This is a genomic window from Bradyrhizobium sp. MOS002, from assembly GCF_003020115.1.
GTDB lineage: Bacteria > Pseudomonadota > Alphaproteobacteria > Rhizobiales > Xanthobacteraceae > Bradyrhizobium.
The window spans coordinates 491,327-506,838 of the sequence record NZ_PYFX01000002.1 but is presented as its reverse complement, the minus strand read 5'-3'; the positions used below and the strand labels follow the sequence as shown (position 1 = coordinate 506,838).

Here is a 15,512-nt window from a genome sequence, read left to right as displayed (position 1 = left end):
AAGCAATTCAATGGTTTGCCGCGGGGCGACCCTGTAAAGACGTACCATGCTGACAAGAGTTCCCCGGCGTGCGGCGATTGGCGTCGCGACAACCCTGCTCGCGTCGTTGCTGGCGCTTGAAGCCCGCGCCGACGACGCATCGCCGTGGCAGCGCGACGGACATTCCGCGGTGCGGTTGCTGGCGGGATCGCGCAGCGGCGCCGTCCTGCTCGGCGGTATCGCCTTCCAGATCCAGCCCGGCTGGAAAACCTATTGGCGCATGCCAGGCGATTCCGGCGTTCCGCCGCGCTTCGATTTCTCGAAATCCGACAATGTCGAAGCGGTGACGGTGATGTGGCCGGCCCCGCAGAAATTCGACGACGGCGCGGGCGGCCATTCGATCGGCTATCACGACCAGATCGTGCTGCCCCTGCGTATCATCGCCAAGGCGGCCGACAAGCCGGTCACGCTGCGCGCCGAGATCAATTATGCAGTGTGCGAAAAGCTTTGCATTCCCGTCGAGGCTCGCGCCGAGCTTGGCTTCAACAGCGTCGCCTCGACCGAGGACGCCAATCTGCGTGCAGCGCTCGACACCGTGCCCAAGCCTGCCACCATCGGCGATCCCAACCCGCTCACCATCCGCGACGTCAAGCGCGACGGGCCCAAGAATGTCGTGGTCGACGTGGTCGCGCCGGATGCGCGCACCGTCAATCTGTACGTGGAAGGCCCGACACCCGATTGGGCGCTGCCGATCCCGACGCCGGTCGAGCCCAGCCCACCGGGCGTGAAGCGATTTTCTTTCGAACTCGACGGACTGCCGCCCGGCGCCAAGCCCGACGGCGCAGCGCTGAAGTTCACGCTGGTCGGGCCGGAGAAGTCGTACGAGTTCAATACCAATTTGGACTGAGTGTCGTCCCGGCGAAGGCCGGGACCCATACCGCGTGATCTATCGACAGTGCACGGTGAAAATCCCGAACGACCCGTCTTCGCCAAACCTCTCCCTGGGGTTATGGGTCCCGGCCCCCCGTGCACAATTGCGCACTCGGCCGGGACGACGTGGGATAGAGACGTGGTCCCACCCAACCGAATCTTAACGAATGGTTGCTAATCCCCTGGGCTGCTGCGGCAAGTCTGCCGCAGCATTCGTGTGCGCCTCGGGGGCTGTTCGAATTGGCCGTGATGGATGCAGAACCCGCAACGACCGGACCTGCCGGCCTCATCGCGCGGCTGCGCGAAAAATTAACGGGCGGGTCGAGCGAAGCATCGCTGACGCGGCGGCTGGCCGGCACCATCTTCGTCATCCGCGTGATCAGCGCGGGCCTTGCCTATTTTTCGCAAGTGCTGCTCGCACGCTGGATGGGGACTTCGGACTACGGCGTCTATGTCTATGTCTGGACCTGGGTGCTGCTGCTCGGCAGCATGATGGACTTTGGCATCTCGGCCTCCGCGCAAAAGATCATTCCGGAATACCGCGCCCGTGGCGAGCACGCGCTGCTGCGCGGCTTTCTCTCGGGCAGCCGCTGGCTCACCTTTGCGGTGTCCGCATTGGTGTCGCTCGGCCTCGCCGGTCTCGTCAAATTGCTGTCACCCTGGATCGATCCGGCCGAGGTGCTGCCGCTCTATATCGGCTGCATGACGCTGCCCGCTTTCGTCGTCGCCAACACCCAGGACGGCATCGCGCGCTCGCATGACTGGATGCAACTCGGCCTGATGCCGCAATTCATCATCCGCCAGGCACTGATCATCGGCATCACGGCGTGCGCCTTCCTGCTCGGCTATCATCTCGGCGCGGTCGCCGCGATGGTCGCGAGTGCCGGCGCGGTGTGGATCGCGATGACCGGGCAGATGGTGGTGCTGAACCGCAAGCTCGCCGATCACATCGAGCCCGGCCCCAAGGCCTATGACGTCGGCGGCTGGCTCGCCGTGTCGCTGCCGATCCTGCTGGTCGAAAGCTTCTACCTGCTGCTGTCCTACACCGACGTGCTGGTGCTTCAGCAGTTCCGTCCCTCCGACGAGGTCGGCGTCTATTTCGCCGTGGTGAAGACGCTCGCGCTGGTCTCCTTCATCCACTACGCGATGTCGGCGACGACCGCGCATCGCTTCGCCGAGTACAACGCAAGCGGCGATAAGGCGCGGCTGTCGGCTTACGTGGCGCATGCCATCAACTGGACGTTCTGGCCGTCGCTGGCGGCGACCATCGTGCTGCTCGCGCTCGGCAAGCCGCTGCTCTGGCTGTTCGGGCCGCAATTCGTGGTCGGCTACGACATCATGTTCGTCGCCGCCATCGGGCTCGTGGTCCGATCCGCGATCGGCCCGGTCGAACGGCTGCTCAACATGCTCGGCCAGCAGAAGATCTGCGCGCTGGCCTATGCGCTGGCCTTTGCGATGAACCTGGTGCTCTGCATCGCGCTGGTGCCGCGCTTCGGCGGCCACGGCGCTGCGGCCGCGACCTCGATCTCGCTCAGTTTCGAGACGGTGCTGCTGTTCTGGATCGTGCGACAGCGGCTCGGGCTGCACGTGCTGGCGTTCGGGAAATAGCCGTCGGCTCAAGGCGATTGGAAAGCCATCCGCCGCCTGATATAGTCGGATTTATGGCCGCAAGCGATCTACGAAACCTTCTGGAACGTGCCCAGACTTGGCCTGAAGAGGCCCAGAACGAGCTGGTTGCCATTGCCAGCGAAATCGAGAGTGAGCTGCTCGGCGGCGAGTATCTTGCTACGCAAGAGGAATTGCGGAGCATCGATGCGGCCTTGGCGTCCATAGATCGCGGCGAGGTCGCTACGGATGCCGAGGTTGCGGAGGCCTTCGCGAAATTTGCGCGCGGATGAAGGTCGTCTGGACGCGAGAGGCGCTTGCTGATCTCGCGGACATCGCGACCTATTATGCCAGCAACGCAGCCCTGTGGTCGCCGAAGCTCTCGGCCGGAGACTTGTTGACGTCGTGGAGCGCGTCCGTGGCGCGCCTTTCTCGGCGCCACGCGTTGCGCACCGTTCCAAGGTTCGTGTCGCAGCGGTCGTCCGCTACCCATTCCGGATATTTTACCGTGTCCGTGGCGACGTAATCCATATCGTCCACATCCGCCACACGTCACGGCGGCCGGTCGCGGGGCTGAATGAGCCCGGAAGGCAATATGCCTAGAGCGTTATCGGTTCTGATTGAATCAGATCTACCGAGATGTCCGTTTCGCGAGATAACGATGAATTGGAGAAAACACCTCCACTCCGGCCTCCTGCGGAAGAATTTTTCTTATTCGATCCAAGCGGTTGCTCCGCAGGGAAAGTTTATTCTACGTCATATTGCTCATCTGACGAGATAAACCTAAGATTCCCTCGACATGATCGATCCACTTTACGTCGCCTCCGGGTTCGGCGTCGGCCTGCTGGTCGGAATGACTGGCGTCGGCGGCGGCTCGTTGATGACGCCGCTGCTGATCCTGCTGTTCGGCATTCACCCATCGACCGCGGTCGGCACCGACCTGCTCTATGCCGCCGCCACCAAGACCGGCGGCAGCGTGGTGCATGGCTGGTCGCGCAGCGTGCACTGGCCGGCGGTGCTGCGACTCGCCTGCGGCAGCCTTCCGGCGAGCGCGCTGACGCTGCTCGTGCTGTGGAAGCTAGACCTCAACAGCGATTCCGAGCGCGGTCTGGTCAATCTGGTGTTGTGCTTCGCGCTGCTGCTGACCGCGACCTCGCTGATCTTCCGCAAGGCGATCATGGAGCGCTATCGCCGGCGCCTGGAGCAGGTCGATGACCGCACCACCGCGATCGCGACGGTCGTCACCGGAATCGTACTCGGTGTGCTGGTCTCGATTTCATCGGTCGGCGCCGGCGCGGTCGGCGTCACCGTTCTGCTGCTGCTCTATCCGCGCCTGCCGATGGCGACCATCGTCGGCTCCGACATCGCCCATGCCGTCCCGCTGACGCTGGTCGCCGGAATCGGGCACTGGGCGCTGGGCGACGTGGATTGGGCGCTGATGGGCGTGCTGCTGTTGGGCTCGCTGCCCGGCATCATCGTCGGCAGCTTCAGCGCGACGCGCGTCCCCGAGACGGTTCTGCGCCTGACCCTCGCCAGCGTACTGTTCGTGGTCGCCGGCAAGATCATGTTCGCCGAGTTGCACCTGTCCTCCGCGTTCGAGACGGCGCTGGCCTGGACACACTGAACGGAGAACGGCGCGAACGGAAAAACGCCGCTCCATCCTCGCTGTCATCGCCCGGATTGACCGGGCGATCCAGTACTCCGAGACGGCTGTAGTTGTACCGAGACGCCGCGGCGTACTGGATGCCCCGCCTTCGCGGGGCATGACACCAGTCCGTTACTCCGCGGTCCAGCCGCCGTCGATCGACAGGTTGGTGCCGGTGATCTGCGCGGCGTCGTCGCCGCACAGGAACAGCGCGAGGGCTGCGACCTGCTCGGAGGTGACAAACTCCTTGGTCGGCTGCGCGTCGAGCAGCACGTCGTTGATGACCTGCTCGCGCGTGAGGTTGCGGGCCTTCATGGTGTCGGGAATCTGCTTCTCCACCAGCGGCGTCCAGACATAGCCGGGGCTGATGCAGTTGCAGGTGATCTTGCTGGTCGCGACCTCGAGTGCCACGGTCTTGGTCAGGCCGGCGATGCCGTGCTTGGCCGACACATAGGCCGACTTGAACGGCGAGGCGACCAGCGAGTGCGCGGAAGCGGTATTGATGATGCGGCCCCAGCCCTTCTTCTTCATGCCGGGGACGGCGGCGCGAATGGCATGGAAGGCCGAGGACAGGTTGATCGCGATGATCTGGTCCCATTTCTCCGGCGGGAATTCCTCGATCGGCGAGACGAACTGGATGCCGGCATTGTTGACGAGGATATCGACCGAACCAAAGCTCTTCTCGCCGAGCGCGATCATCCCGGCGATTTCGGCCGGCTTGGTCATGTCGGCGGGCGAATAGACCGCCTTCACGCCGAAATCGGACTCGATCTTGGCGCGCTCCTTCTCGATGTCCTCCGGCGAGCCGAAGCCGTTGATGACGACATTGGCGCCGGCGGCGGCAAAGGCGCGCGCATAGGCGAGCCCGATGCCGCTGGTCGACCCGGTCACGACGGCGTTCTTGCCTGACAGACTACCCATATTACTCGCTCCTTTTTGGCGGGGGCGCAGTGACGTCCCCCGTGAGATCGTAGGTCACCATGGTCTCGCCGGATTGAGGCCGCTCGAGCCAGTCCTTGTGGCGCATCGACAGGTGCACGTCACGCACGCCGGCTTCCCAATGCTCGACCATGGCGACATGCGAAAAATCGTAATCCTTGGACGAGGATTCGTAGTTCTTGCTGCGATAGATCAGGTGCACCACGGTAACGGTGCTTTCGCGCGATACCTTGGCAAGGAATTCCACGGACGGGTCGTTCTTGAGATAATCGGGCAATTTGGAAATCAGGTCGCGCACGGCCCTGCGGGCGTTGTGCACCTGCTTGTTCTTGTCGGTGTTCATCCGCGTGCGGCTGGAGAAGCGGATGTCCTTCTCGCGCTCGGTCGCCTCGAGCAGCGAGGTCGGCAGATCGCCGCGGGCGCTGAACAGGTCGATCTGGAAGATCAGGAGATCGCGGTCGGTCTCGGCGTCCAGCACGTAGTCGAGCGGCGTGTTGGAGGCGATGCCGCCGTCCCAATAATGCTCGCCGTCGATCACGACGGACGGAAAGCCGGGCGGCAGCGCGCCGGAGGCCATGATGTGCTCGGGGCCGATTTTCTTGCCGAGCTTCCTGAACTCGAAATTGTCGAAATACTTGAAGTTGCCGGAGGTGACGCCGACCGCACCGACCGACAGCCGCGTCTTCAGATCGTTGATGCGGTCGAAATCGACCAGACGCTCCAGCGTCTTCTTCAGCGGTGCGGTGTCGTAATAGCTCTCGGCCTGCGGGCTGCCGGGCGGCCAGAGCGGCGCGGGCGGAATGCGCGGCGTGAAGAATCCGGGCACGCCGAAGGTCGCGATCAATGCGGCGCTGGTCGAGTTGAACAGTTCGCGGCTGTGATCGCTCTTGCCGATCGGCTTCCACGGCACCGGCGCCGAGACCATCTCCCAGAATTCCTTGAGCCGCTTGACGCGCGTCTGCCCTTCGTTGCCGGCGATGATCGCGGCATTGACCGCGCCGATCGAGATGCCAGCGACCCAGTCCGGCTCGAACCCGGCATGGCAGAGCGACTGATAGGCGCCGGCCTGATAGGATCCGAGCGCGCCGCCGCCCTGGAGGACCAGGACACGTTGCGCGTTTGCGGGGATTGTTGCGACTTCGGGGCTGTGATCGGTCATGCGGGAACACTAGCAGATGGCGAGCGACCGTGGCGACAGTCTGCCGCGGCGTCAATGCATCCCGAGATCAAGTCTGGCTTATCGGGCGTCCGTCGAGGCCAGGATCATGGTCCAGAACACCTTGTATTTGGTGCCGGGAGCATAGCCCGCCGCGATGCCCAATTTTGTGACACCGCTCTTGAGCATGTTGGCGCGGTGCGGGGGCGAGTCGCGCCAGCCGGAAAACGCTTCCGCCAGCGTGTGATAGCCGGCCGAGACGTTCTCGACCGCAACGGTCGCCGGATAGCCGCCCGCGCTGAGGCGCTTGGCCAGCGGCGAGCGGACGTCATGGTCCATCTTGTTGGCGGCAGCCATGGCCTGGGACTGGGATTCGGCGAGCCGCATCAGATCGGGGTCGACCACGACGGTGCCGAGCCCGTTGTTCTGGCGGTATTGCGAGATCATGATCGCTGCCGCCTGCGCATCGAGCTTTGCGCCCGGGACAGCCATATCGGCGTACATCGAGGGCTGCTGGACTGGTGCTTCGTTGCCGGCGCAGCCGGCGAGCAGCAATGCTATGAGAATTGCGGCCGCAGCGCGCATGGTCGAAAGCCCCCAATGAGGGGCCGTTGTTGCATACCAACCGTGGCTGAAAGGTGAATTTTGAAGAAAATTCGACCGAACGCCCCGGCTCAGGCGTCCGCAAATATCCGGTAGCGGCGGGGCTCCAGGCTGATGGTGTCACCGGCGCGCAGTTCCCGACCGCGAGGCGCATCGATCTCGATCGTTTGCCCGCCTGACAGTGCCACCTCGGCCCGCTGCACCGGACCGAAATTCCGGACATGCTGCACGGCGCCCTCGAAGGCACCGCTGCCGGGCGGGCCGACCAGCATGTCGTGTCGCCGCACGAACAGTCTTGACGCGCCAGGCGCAAGCCCGTCCGCCGCGAGCCGAAGCGGCCGGTCGCCGAGCCTAACGACGCCATCGGCGATCAGGACCGGCAGCTCGATGGATTCGCCGATGAAGCTGTGGACGAAGGCGGTCGCCGGGCTCTCATAGACGTCATCGGGCGATCCGATCTGCTCGATCTTGCCCTTGTCCATCACCACGACGCGGTTGGCGACTTCGAGCGCCTCCTCCTGGTCATGGGTGACGAAAATCGAGGTGACGTTGATCTCGTGATGCAGCGAGCGCAGCCATTTGCGCAGCTCCTTGCGCACCTTGGCATCGAGCGCGCCGAAGGGTTCGTCGAGCAGCAGGATACGCGGCTCGATCGCGAGCGCGCGGGCCAGCGCGATACGCTGGCGCTGGCCGCCGGAGAGCTGACTCGGATAGCGATCGGCGAGCCAGTCCAGCTGCACGAGATCGAGCAGCTCCTTGACGCGCGCGCGGATGGTCACTTCGTCCTTGCGGATCGCGCGCGGCTGCACGCGGAGCCCAAAGGCGACGTTCTCGAACACCGTCATGTGGCGGAACAGCGCGTAGTGCTGGAACACGAAACCGACGTGCCGCTCGCGCGCGCCCTGCGCCAGCGCGTCCTCGCCGTTGAAAGACACCTCACCGGAATCGGGCCAGTCGAGGCCGGCGATGATCCGCAGCAGGGTGGTCTTGCCGGAGCCGGACGGACCGAGCAGCGCCAGCAGCTCGCCGTCGTTGACCTTGAGGTCGACGCCGTCGAGGGCTTTGAAGCTGCCGAACTTCTTGACGAGATTCCTGACTTCAATGCTCACTTGCGTCCTGTCCTTCGTCGAGATGATTTTCCAGAACGGTCTTGGCGATCAGCGTGATCAGCGCCAGCATCGCGAGCAGCGAGGCGATCGCGAACGCCGCGACGAACTGGTATTCGTTGTAGAGAATCTCGACCAGGAGCGGCATCGTGTTGGTCTCGCCGCGAATATGGCCGGAGACGACGGAGACCGCGCCGAACTCGCCCATCGCGCGCGCGTTGCAGAGCAGGACGCCGTAGAGCACGCCCCATTTGATGTTGGGCAGCGTGACGCGGAAGAAGGTTTGCAGGCCCGAGGCGCCAAGCGAGATCGCGGCCTCCTCCTCCTGCGTGCCCTGCTCCTGCATCAGCGGGATCAACGCACGCGCCACGAAGGGGAAGGTCACGAAGGTGGTCGCAAGCGCGATGCCGGGCACCGCGAACAGGATCTGGATGTCATGATCGCGCAGCCAGCCGCCGAAATACCCCTGCGCGCCGAACAGCAGCACGAAGACGAGGCCCGAGATCACCGGGCTGACCGAGAACGGCAAATCGATCAGCGTGATCAGGAAGGTCTTGCCCGAGAATTCGAATTTTGCAATCGCCCAGGCTGCGACCAGGCCGAAGACGAGATTGAGGCCGACGGAAATTGCCGCAACCAACAGCGTCAACTTGATTGCGGACAACGCCTCCGGGTCGGCCAGCGCGGCGAAATAAGCGAGGATACCCTTCGAGAAGGCCTGCGCGAACACCACGACCAGCGGCAGCACGACGAAGACAGAGAGAAAGGTCATCGCCAGCGCAATGATGACGATGCGGACGGCGCGCGGTTCGGTGCGCAAATTGTTCCGCGCGGCCGCCGCATGCGCGCGTGCCTTGGCGTCGGGGGCCGAGAGCGAGACGGAATCCGCGATCTGCATCGTCATGGCGCCGTCCTCATCGCACCGGAATCCGGCTCTGCGCCCAGCGCTGGAGCCGGTTGACGGCGAAGATAATGACAAAGGACACGACCAGCATGACCACCGCGATAGCGGTCGCATCGGCATAGCGGAATTCAGAGAGGCGGATCACGATCAGCAGAGGCGCGATCTCGGAGACGTTCGGCAGATTGCCTGCGATGAAGATCACGGAGCCGTATTCGCCAACCGCGCGCGCGAAGGCAAGCGCCAGCCCCGTCAGCAGCGCCGGGCCGAGCGAGGGCAGGATCACGCGAATGATGGTCTGCCAGCGGCTCGCGCCAAGGCTGCCCGCGGCCTCCTCGATCTCGGGGTCGAGATCCTGGAGCACCGGCTGCACCGTGCGCACCACGAAAGGAATGCCGATGAAGATCATCGCGACGAAGATGCCGACCGGCGTGAACGCCACCTTGATGCCAGCCGCCGCAAGCGGCGCGCCGAGCCAGCCCTTCTCGGCGAACAACGCGGTCAGCGCGACGCCGGCGACCGCCGTCGGCAGCGCAAAGGGCACGTCGACGATGGCGTCGAACAGCCGCCTTCCCGGGAAGCGGTAGCGCACCAGCGCCCAGACGATGATGCTACCCATCACCAGATTGACGCACGCCGCCGCGAAGGCGAGGCCGAAGGAGACGCGGAGGGCATTCAGGGTGCGACGGCTGGAGAGGATGTTCCAGAATTGCTCGGGGCTCAACTCGAGCGATTTCAGGAACAGGCCGGCGAGCGGAATCAGGATGATGATCGACAGCCAGGACAGCGTCAGCCCCATGGTGAGACCGAAGCCCGGCAATGTCCGGCGTCGTGCTGCGATTGCGCTCACCAGGCCCCCTGTTTAAGCCCCGCCGACAGCGCCCGATCAGTTCTTGTAGATCTGATCGAAGACGCCGCCGTCGGCAAAATGTTCCTTCTGCGCCTTGGTCCAGCCGCCGAAAAGTTCGTCGATCGTGAACAGCTCGACCTTCGCGAAGGAGTTTTCGTGCTTTTTAGCGATCTCGGGATCGCGCGGACGATAAAAGTTGCGCGCCGCGATTTCCTGACCTTCCTTGGTATACCAATATTGCAGGTAAGCGTCGGCGGCGTTGCGGGTGCCTTTTTTATCGGCAACCTTGTCGACGATCGTCACCGGCGGTTCTGCCAGGATCGAGAGCGGCGGCGCCACGATCTCGAATTTCTCCGGACCGAACTCCTTCAGCGCCAGGTACGCCTCGTTCTCCCAGGCGAGCAGCACGTCGCCGACGCCGCGCTCGACGAAGGTCACGGTCGCGCCGCGCGCACCGGTATCGAGCACCGGCACCTGCTGATAGAGCTTTCCGATGAAATCCTTGGCTTTGTCCGCCGAGCCGTATTTCTTCTGCGCAAAGCCCCAGGCCGCCAGATAATTCCAGCGCGCCCCGCCTGACGTCTTCGGGTTCGGCGTGATCACGGCGACACCCGGCTTGAGCAGATCGTCCCAGTCCTTGATGCCCTTCGGATTGCCCTTGCGGACCAGAAATACGATGGTCGAGGTGTAGGGCGACGAATTTTGCGGCAACCGCTTCTGCCAGTCAGCCGTCGTGAGGCCTTTGCCTGCGATGGCGTCGATGTCGTAGGCGAGCGCAAGCGTCACCACGTCGGCCTGCAATCCGTCGATCACGGCGCGCGCCTGCGAACCGCTGCCGCCATGTGACTGCTTGATCTCGACGCTCTTGCCGGTTTCCTTCTGATAGGCATTCGCGAACGCCTTGTTGAACTCGACATAGAGCTCACGCGTCGGATCGTACGATACGTTCAGCAGATTGATGTCAGCGGCGAGAGCCGAGCTAGCCAACAAGCCTGTCGCGAGCAGTCCTGCAGCGAGCGGAACGATACGGCGCATCATGTCCATCTCCATTCACATCGATGACGTCGGCGTCATCGATGGCAGGCATAACTCGGGGCGAAACGCGCTTAAGTCAACGGAACCGGATTTTCTTGTTCGGAGCCGGGCAGCGTAACTTTGCTATGAAGTCTTCATCGTGTGGATGCCGCATTCCGTCTTGGCCCGGCCGCGCCAGCGACCCGCACGCTCATCCTCGCCTTCGGCCGTTCTGCTCGTGCAAGGCATACACCCAACCGACAGAAATCCCGACGCAACCAGAGGATGACGCGGCAATTTGGCGCGGGCGAAGATCGCCTCGAGTTCCTCGCGCGAAACATTGGCGAAGGGATTGAACTTCAGCCGCGCGCCGTCGTCCTCGACCACAGGGATGCCGGCGCGCGAGCTGCCCTGGAAGCGCTTGCGGCCGTTGAGCCATGCATCGAACGGCTTCAGCGCCCGCGCCAACGGCTCGACCTTGCGAATACGGCAGCAGGCGTCGGGATCGGAAAACCAGAGGTCACGGTCGGGATCTTCGCGCGACAGCGTCTCCTCGGCAGGTTTGATCGAGCGGACGTCCTTCAGGCCCAGCGTCGCGATCAGCGTGTCGCGATAGGCCAGCGTCTCCTCGAACAGCCAGCCGGTGTCGAGGAAGATCACCGGGATCGCCGGATCGACGTCGGCCATGACCTTCAGCAGCGTCGCCGATTCCGTGCCGAAGGAGGACACCAGCGCAAGCTTGTCGCGCCCGATCGTCTTCAGCGCGCTTGCGATGATTTCGGCGGGCGAGGCATCGCGCAAGGCGCGATCGAGCTCCTCCGCCGACGGCAGCGCAGAGACCGAGATTGACGAAACTGGAGACGCGATTGCGTTCACGTGCCGACACCCTCGGAGTGACGCAGTTGCATGCGCCGGTGCAGCGCCGTGATGCGGCCGTCACCGGTCGGCTGGTAGAATACCGAGTAGCGCTTCGCGGTCTGCATGAAGGCTTCCGCGTCGGCCTGCTTCTTGACGTCGAAGGAATCGAAGCCCGCGCGCAGCATGAACACGAACTGGTCCCGCAGGATCTGGCCCGTCGCACGCAATTCGCCGCGGTAATTGTAGCGCTCGCGCAGCAGCCGCGCCTGGCTGTAGGCGCGTCCGTCGCGGAAGGTCGGGAACACCAGCGCGACGACGGCGATCTTGCCGAGATAGGGCACCAGCTCGGCGATGTCGCGATTGTTCGGCCAGATCACACCGACCTTGCCGGTCCGCTTGAGCAATGCATCCGCCTCGCCGACGAAGCGCTCCGCCGGCACCAGGATGTCGCCGCCCTCGGGCAGCGGCGTGTCGACGGCAAGCTTGACGAAGCTGTCGTCGGCGATCTTTCCGCCGTTAACGAGTGGCATAAACGCGCTCCTTGAAGGGTTCGACGCCGAGGCGTTTTACAGTGTCCATGAACAGCTCTTCGGGCCGCTCGCGCAGCGCCAGATAGGCTTCCACGATGTCCTCGACGACATCGGCCACCTCGTCGAACTTGACGCCGGGGCCGATCAGATTGCCGAGCGCGGCACTCTCGTCGGCGCGCCCGCCGATGGTGATCTGGTAGACCTCCTCGCCGTTCTTCTCGACGCCGAGAATGCCGATATGACCGACATGGTGATGGCCGCAGGCGTTGATGCAGCCGGAGATGTTGATGTGCAACCGGCCAATCAGATTGGCCAGTTCGTGATTGGCGAAGCGCCGCGTCAATTCCTGCGCGATCGGAATCGAGCGCGCATTGGCCAGCGAGCAATAGTCGAGACCCGGGCAGGCGATGATGTCGGTGATCAGATTGACGTTCGGCGTCGCCAGCCCGAGCTTGTCGAGCGCCTTCCACAGCGCCGGCAGGTCGCGCTTGGCGACATGCGGCAAAGCGAGGTTCTGCTCGTGGCCGACGCGGATCTCGCCGAACGAATATCTGTCGGCGAGATCGGCGAGCGCATCCATCTGCTCGGCGGTGGCATCGCCCGGAGGCGCGCCGATTGGCTTCAGCGAGATCGTGACGATGGAATAGCCCTGGACCTTGTGCGGGGCCACGGAGTTCTTGCGCCATGCTTCGAAATCGGGATCGGCTGCGGCCTGGCGCAGCTCGTCCGGCATGTGCGGCAGCTTCTCGTAGGAAGGATAAGCGAAGCGCGAGCGGATGTCCTCGACCACCTCGTCGTCGATCTGGAGCGAGGAGTTGCGGATGTGCTGCCACTCCTCCTCGACCTCGCGCGAGAACTTCTCGATGCCGAGCTCGTGCACCAGGATCTTGATGCGCGCCTTGTAGATGTTGTCGCGGCGGCCGTACTGGTTGTAGACGCGCAGGATCGCCTCGATATAGCTGAGAATGTCGCGGCCGTGGACGAAATGCTTGATGGTCTTGCCGATGAACGGCGTGCGCCCGAGCCCGCCGCCGACCAGCACCTCGAAGCCGGTCTCGCCCTTTTCGTTCTTGATCAGCTTCAGCCCGATGTCGTGGATCTTGATCGCGGCACGGTCGTGGTCCGACGCGGTGATCGCGATCTTGAACTTGCGCGGCAGGAACGAGAATTCCGGATGCAGCGTGGTGTGCTGCCGGATCAGCTCCGACCAGATGCGGGGATCCTCGATCTCGCCGGGCGCGACGCCGGCCCACTGGTCCGAGGTGACGTTGCGCATGTTGTTGCCGGAGGTCTGCATCGCATGGATGCCGACCTCGGCGAGATCGGCCAGCGCATCCGGCAATTCGGCGAGCTTGATCCAGTTGAACTGGATGTTCTGCCGTGTCGTGAAATGGCCGTAGCCGCGATCGTATTTGCGCGCGACGTGGGCGAGCGCGCGCAACTGGTTCGACGCCAGCGTCCCGTAGGGGATCGCGACGCGGAACATGTAGGCGTGCAGTTGCAGATAGACGCCGTTCTGAAGCCGCAGGATCTTGAACTCGTCCTCGGTGAGCTCGCCGGAGAGGCGACGCTTCACCTGGTCGCGGAATTCCGAGACGCGCTCGTTGACGAGCGTGCGGTCGATTTCATCGTAAGCATACATAAGAAAGCGCCTTAAACCTGAACCGGCTGTCCGATAGTCACGCCGGTGCGGCGGATCTGTTCGCGAAGATTGCCGGGTTCGATCTTGCCGTCCGCACCGACCTGTACCGGCGCGATATAGGGACCGATCGCACCGACGTCATCGGCCACGGACTCCGCAAGCAACGCTTTCGCCTCGTCGGAGTTGCGCACGATTGCGGCTTCCGACAGGTCCGCGGACCAGCTCTTGGCGGCGGTGCGGTAAACCACGATGCCGTCCCAGGTGCGGTTGGCGGTCACGACCGAGGGGCCGGCGATTTTGATCTTCTTCTGTTCAAGCGGAGAGGTCATTCGGCTGCATCCAATAGGTCAGAGATGATTTGTTTTGGGGTTTGTCGGCGAAGCGAGCCGGCATGCCGGACTACATCGCCGATGATGAGAATGGCGGGGCCGCCATTTGTCCGTCGCACGAGTTCGGGCAGATCGCGCAGCGTGCCGATCGCACCTTGCGCATCGGGACGCGTGACGCGGGCGAATACGCCGACCGGCGTCTCCGGCGAACGGCCGGCGGCCAAGAGGCCGGCGCGTATGGCCGGCGCAGCCGTCATGCCCATGTAGACCACGACGGTCATCCTGGCGTCGGTCAGCGTCGACCAGTCCACGACTTCCGCGTCGCGCGCCTTGTGCGCGGTGAGGAAGGTGATGCGGGTCGCTTCGTGACGGTAGGTGAGCGGCACCTCGAAATCGGCGGCGCCACCGAGCCCTGCGGTGATGCCGGGAACGATCGAATAGGCAACGCCGGCGGCCCGCAATGCTTCCACTTCTTCGCCGCCGCGGCCGAATACGAAAGAATCGCCACCCTTCAGCCGCACCACACGCTGGCCGGATTGCGCGGCCTCGATCATGCGCTTGTTGATGGCGTCCTGTCCGATGCCGGGCTTGCCGACGCGGCGGCCGACCGCAACGCGCGTGGTGTCCCGGCGGATGCGGTCGAGAATTTCAGGCGAGACCAGCTCGTCATGGAAGACGATATCTGCGTCCTGGAGCGCGCGCAGCGCCTTGATGGTGAGCAAATCCGGATCGCCCGGACCGGCGCCGACCAGCGCGACCGAGCCTTCCGGCTTGTCGGCCCGCGCGAACGCGGATGGATCGGAAATCGCTTTGAGCGCTGCGTCCGCCTCGCTTTTACGGCCGGCCAGAACGGCGGCACCGATCGGGCCGTCGATGACACGCTCCCAGAAGCGGCGGCGCAGCGGAAACTCGGCAATACGCTCGTTGATGGATTTGCGGAAGCCGCCGATGAACTCGGCGAGCTCGCCGATGCGCGCCGGCAGCAGCGCCTCGATCTTCTCGCGGACGCGCCGCGCCACGACCGGCGACGTGCCGCCAGTGCCGACGGCGACGACGACGTCGCCGCGATCGACGATCGCCGGAAAGATAAAGCTGGAATGCTCGAGATCGTCCATGACGTTGACGGGCAGGCCGAGCGCCTTGGCGCGGGCCGACATCGCCACGCCGACTTCGCCTGCGCCGGCGCAAACGATGGCGATGACGCCAGAGAGATCGGCGGTCAGCGGATCGGCGGCCGCGATGTCGATACGCGCCGCATCCTCCGGGCTCAGACCCAGGTCCTGATTGCCGTCGATCGCATGCACGCGAATGCGCGCACCGGCCGCAGTGAGCACGCGCAGCTTGGCGCGCAAAAGCTCACCCGCACCGATGAGGACCACCGGACCGGCCTTGAGATCGAGGAACACGGGCAAGAACCGCATACGA

Annotated in this window: 17 protein-coding genes; 5 read left to right on the top strand and 12 right to left on the bottom strand. The window is 64.1% G+C overall.

Features of this window, described 5'->3' with window-relative positions; genetic code table 11:
• The first annotated feature begins 46 nt into the window (after positions 1–46).
• The 5 genes from C7G41_RS07050 to C7G41_RS07030 all read left to right on the top strand — a co-directional run bounded on the left by C7G41_RS07050 (position 47) and on the right by C7G41_RS07030 (position 4,138).
• Positions 47–886, top strand: coding sequence for a protein-disulfide reductase DsbD domain-containing protein (locus C7G41_RS07050; RefSeq protein ID WP_106941875.1), 840 nt, complete (start codon positions 47–49; stop codon positions 884–886).
• 263 nt (positions 887–1,149) lie between these two features.
• Entirely contained in the window at positions 1,150–2,517 is a 1,368-nt protein-coding gene (locus tag C7G41_RS07045; protein WP_199198229.1) for a flippase, read from the top strand.
• 53 nt (positions 2,518–2,570) lie between these two features.
• A complete protein-coding gene (locus C7G41_RS07040) occupies positions 2,571–2,807 on the top strand; it encodes a hypothetical protein (protein WP_106941873.1) in 237 nt (78 codons plus the stop codon).
• A 73-nt stretch (positions 2,808–2,880) separates the two neighbouring features.
• Positions 2,881–3,117, top strand: a complete 237-nt coding sequence (locus C7G41_RS07035) for a type II toxin-antitoxin system RelE/ParE family toxin (RefSeq protein WP_245446459.1) — start codon at positions 2,881–2,883, stop codon at positions 3,115–3,117.
• Between the two features lie 196 nt (positions 3,118–3,313).
• Positions 3,314–4,138 carry a sulfite exporter TauE/SafE family protein gene (locus C7G41_RS07030; protein ID WP_106941872.1) on the top strand — a complete coding sequence of 275 codons (825 nt, stop codon included), beginning with the start codon at positions 3,314–3,316 and terminating at the stop codon, positions 4,136–4,138.
• Between the two features lie 153 nt (positions 4,139–4,291).
• On the opposite strand, the gene C7G41_RS07020 is transcribed toward C7G41_RS07030, so the two are convergent.
• From C7G41_RS07020 to cysG, 12 genes are all read right to left on the bottom strand, one after another.
• Positions 4,292–5,080, bottom strand: coding sequence for a 3-hydroxybutyrate dehydrogenase (locus C7G41_RS07020; protein ID WP_106941870.1), 789 nt, complete (start codon positions 5,078–5,080; stop codon positions 4,292–4,294).
• A 1-nt stretch (position 5,081) separates the two neighbouring features.
• On the bottom strand, positions 5,082–6,257 hold the full coding sequence (locus C7G41_RS07015; protein WP_106941869.1) for a patatin-like phospholipase family protein: 1,176 nt from the start codon (positions 6,255–6,257) through the stop codon (positions 5,082–5,084).
• A 78-nt stretch (positions 6,258–6,335) separates the two neighbouring features.
• Positions 6,336–6,839 carry a CAP domain-containing protein gene (locus tag C7G41_RS07010; protein ID WP_106941868.1) on the bottom strand — a complete coding sequence of 168 codons (504 nt, stop codon included), beginning with the start codon at positions 6,837–6,839 and terminating at the stop codon, positions 6,336–6,338.
• Positions 6,840–6,928: 89 nt separating this feature from the next.
• Positions 6,929–7,966 (bottom strand): sulfate/molybdate ABC transporter ATP-binding protein, encoded by a 1,038-nt coding sequence (locus C7G41_RS07005; protein WP_106941867.1) that lies wholly within the window; start codon positions 7,964–7,966, stop codon positions 6,929–6,931.
• Positions 7,956–8,867, bottom strand: a complete 912-nt coding sequence (gene cysW / locus C7G41_RS07000) for a sulfate ABC transporter permease subunit CysW (RefSeq protein WP_106941866.1) — start codon at positions 8,865–8,867, stop codon at positions 7,956–7,958. Before cysW ends, C7G41_RS07005 begins: the two co-directional genes overlap by 11 nt.
• Before the next feature lie 10 nt (positions 8,868–8,877).
• A complete protein-coding gene (gene cysT, locus C7G41_RS06995; protein WP_085385079.1) occupies positions 8,878–9,714 on the bottom strand; it encodes a sulfate ABC transporter permease subunit CysT in 837 nt (278 codons plus the stop codon).
• Between the two features lie 36 nt (positions 9,715–9,750).
• Entirely contained in the window at positions 9,751–10,752 is a 1,002-nt protein-coding gene (locus tag C7G41_RS06990; RefSeq protein ID WP_199198228.1) for a sulfate ABC transporter substrate-binding protein, read from the bottom strand.
• A gap of 120 nt (positions 10,753–10,872) precedes the next feature.
• Complete coding sequence (locus tag C7G41_RS06985; RefSeq protein ID WP_106941864.1) at positions 10,873–11,604, bottom strand: phosphoadenylyl-sulfate reductase; 732 nt, start codon at positions 11,602–11,604, stop codon at positions 10,873–10,875.
• A complete protein-coding gene (locus C7G41_RS06980; protein ID WP_018454648.1) occupies positions 11,601–12,116 on the bottom strand; it encodes a DUF934 domain-containing protein in 516 nt (171 codons plus the stop codon). Before C7G41_RS06980 ends, C7G41_RS06985 begins: the two co-directional genes overlap by 4 nt.
• Complete coding sequence (locus C7G41_RS06975; RefSeq protein WP_106941863.1) at positions 12,103–13,758, bottom strand: nitrite/sulfite reductase; 1,656 nt, start codon at positions 13,756–13,758, stop codon at positions 12,103–12,105. The genes C7G41_RS06980 and C7G41_RS06975 overlap by 14 nt, the downstream gene beginning before the upstream one ends.
• A gap of 11 nt (positions 13,759–13,769) precedes the next feature.
• Complete coding sequence (locus C7G41_RS06970; protein WP_007605455.1) at positions 13,770–14,087, bottom strand: DUF2849 domain-containing protein; 318 nt, start codon at positions 14,085–14,087, stop codon at positions 13,770–13,772.
• Complete coding sequence (gene cysG / locus C7G41_RS06965; RefSeq protein ID WP_106941862.1) at positions 14,084–15,508, bottom strand: siroheme synthase CysG; 1,425 nt, start codon at positions 15,506–15,508, stop codon at positions 14,084–14,086. The genes C7G41_RS06970 and cysG overlap by 4 nt, the downstream gene beginning before the upstream one ends.
• Positions 15,509–15,512 lie beyond the last annotated feature (4 nt).

Bases quoted from the DNA above. Each gene is read 5' to 3' on its own strand.
- C7G41_RS07050 (WP_106941875.1), top strand. From the start codon at position 47: ATGCTGACAAGAGTTCCCCGGCGTGCGGCGATTGGCGTCGCGACAACC.
- C7G41_RS07040 (WP_106941873.1), top strand. From the start codon at position 2,571: ATGGCCGCAAGCGATCTACGAAACCTTCTGGAACGTGCCCAGACTTGG.
- C7G41_RS07030 (WP_106941872.1), top strand. From the start codon at position 3,314: ATGATCGATCCACTTTACGTCGCCTCCGGGTTCGGCGTCGGCCTGCTG.
- C7G41_RS07020 (WP_106941870.1), bottom strand. From the start codon at position 5,080: ATGGGTAGTCTGTCAGGCAAGAACGCCGTCGTGACCGGGTCGACCAGC.
- C7G41_RS07015 (WP_106941869.1), bottom strand. From the start codon at position 6,257: ATGACCGATCACAGCCCCGAAGTCGCAACAATCCCCGCAAACGCGCAA.
- C7G41_RS07010 (WP_106941868.1), bottom strand. From the start codon at position 6,839: ATGCGCGCTGCGGCCGCAATTCTCATAGCATTGCTGCTCGCCGGCTGC.
- cysW (WP_106941866.1), bottom strand. From the start codon at position 8,867: ATGACGATGCAGATCGCGGATTCCGTCTCGCTCTCGGCCCCCGACGCC.
- C7G41_RS06990 (WP_199198228.1), bottom strand. From the start codon at position 10,752: ATGATGCGCCGTATCGTTCCGCTCGCTGCAGGACTGCTCGCGACAGGC.
- C7G41_RS06980 (WP_018454648.1), bottom strand. From the start codon at position 12,116: ATGCCACTCGTTAACGGCGGAAAGATCGCCGACGACAGCTTCGTCAAG.
- C7G41_RS06975 (WP_106941863.1), bottom strand. From the start codon at position 13,758: ATGTATGCTTACGATGAAATCGACCGCACGCTCGTCAACGAGCGCGTC.
- C7G41_RS06970 (WP_007605455.1), bottom strand. From the start codon at position 14,087: ATGACCTCTCCGCTTGAACAGAAGAAGATCAAAATCGCCGGCCCCTCG.
- cysG (WP_106941862.1), bottom strand. From the start codon at position 15,508: ATGCGGTTCTTGCCCGTGTTCCTCGATCTCAAGGCCGGTCCGGTGGTC.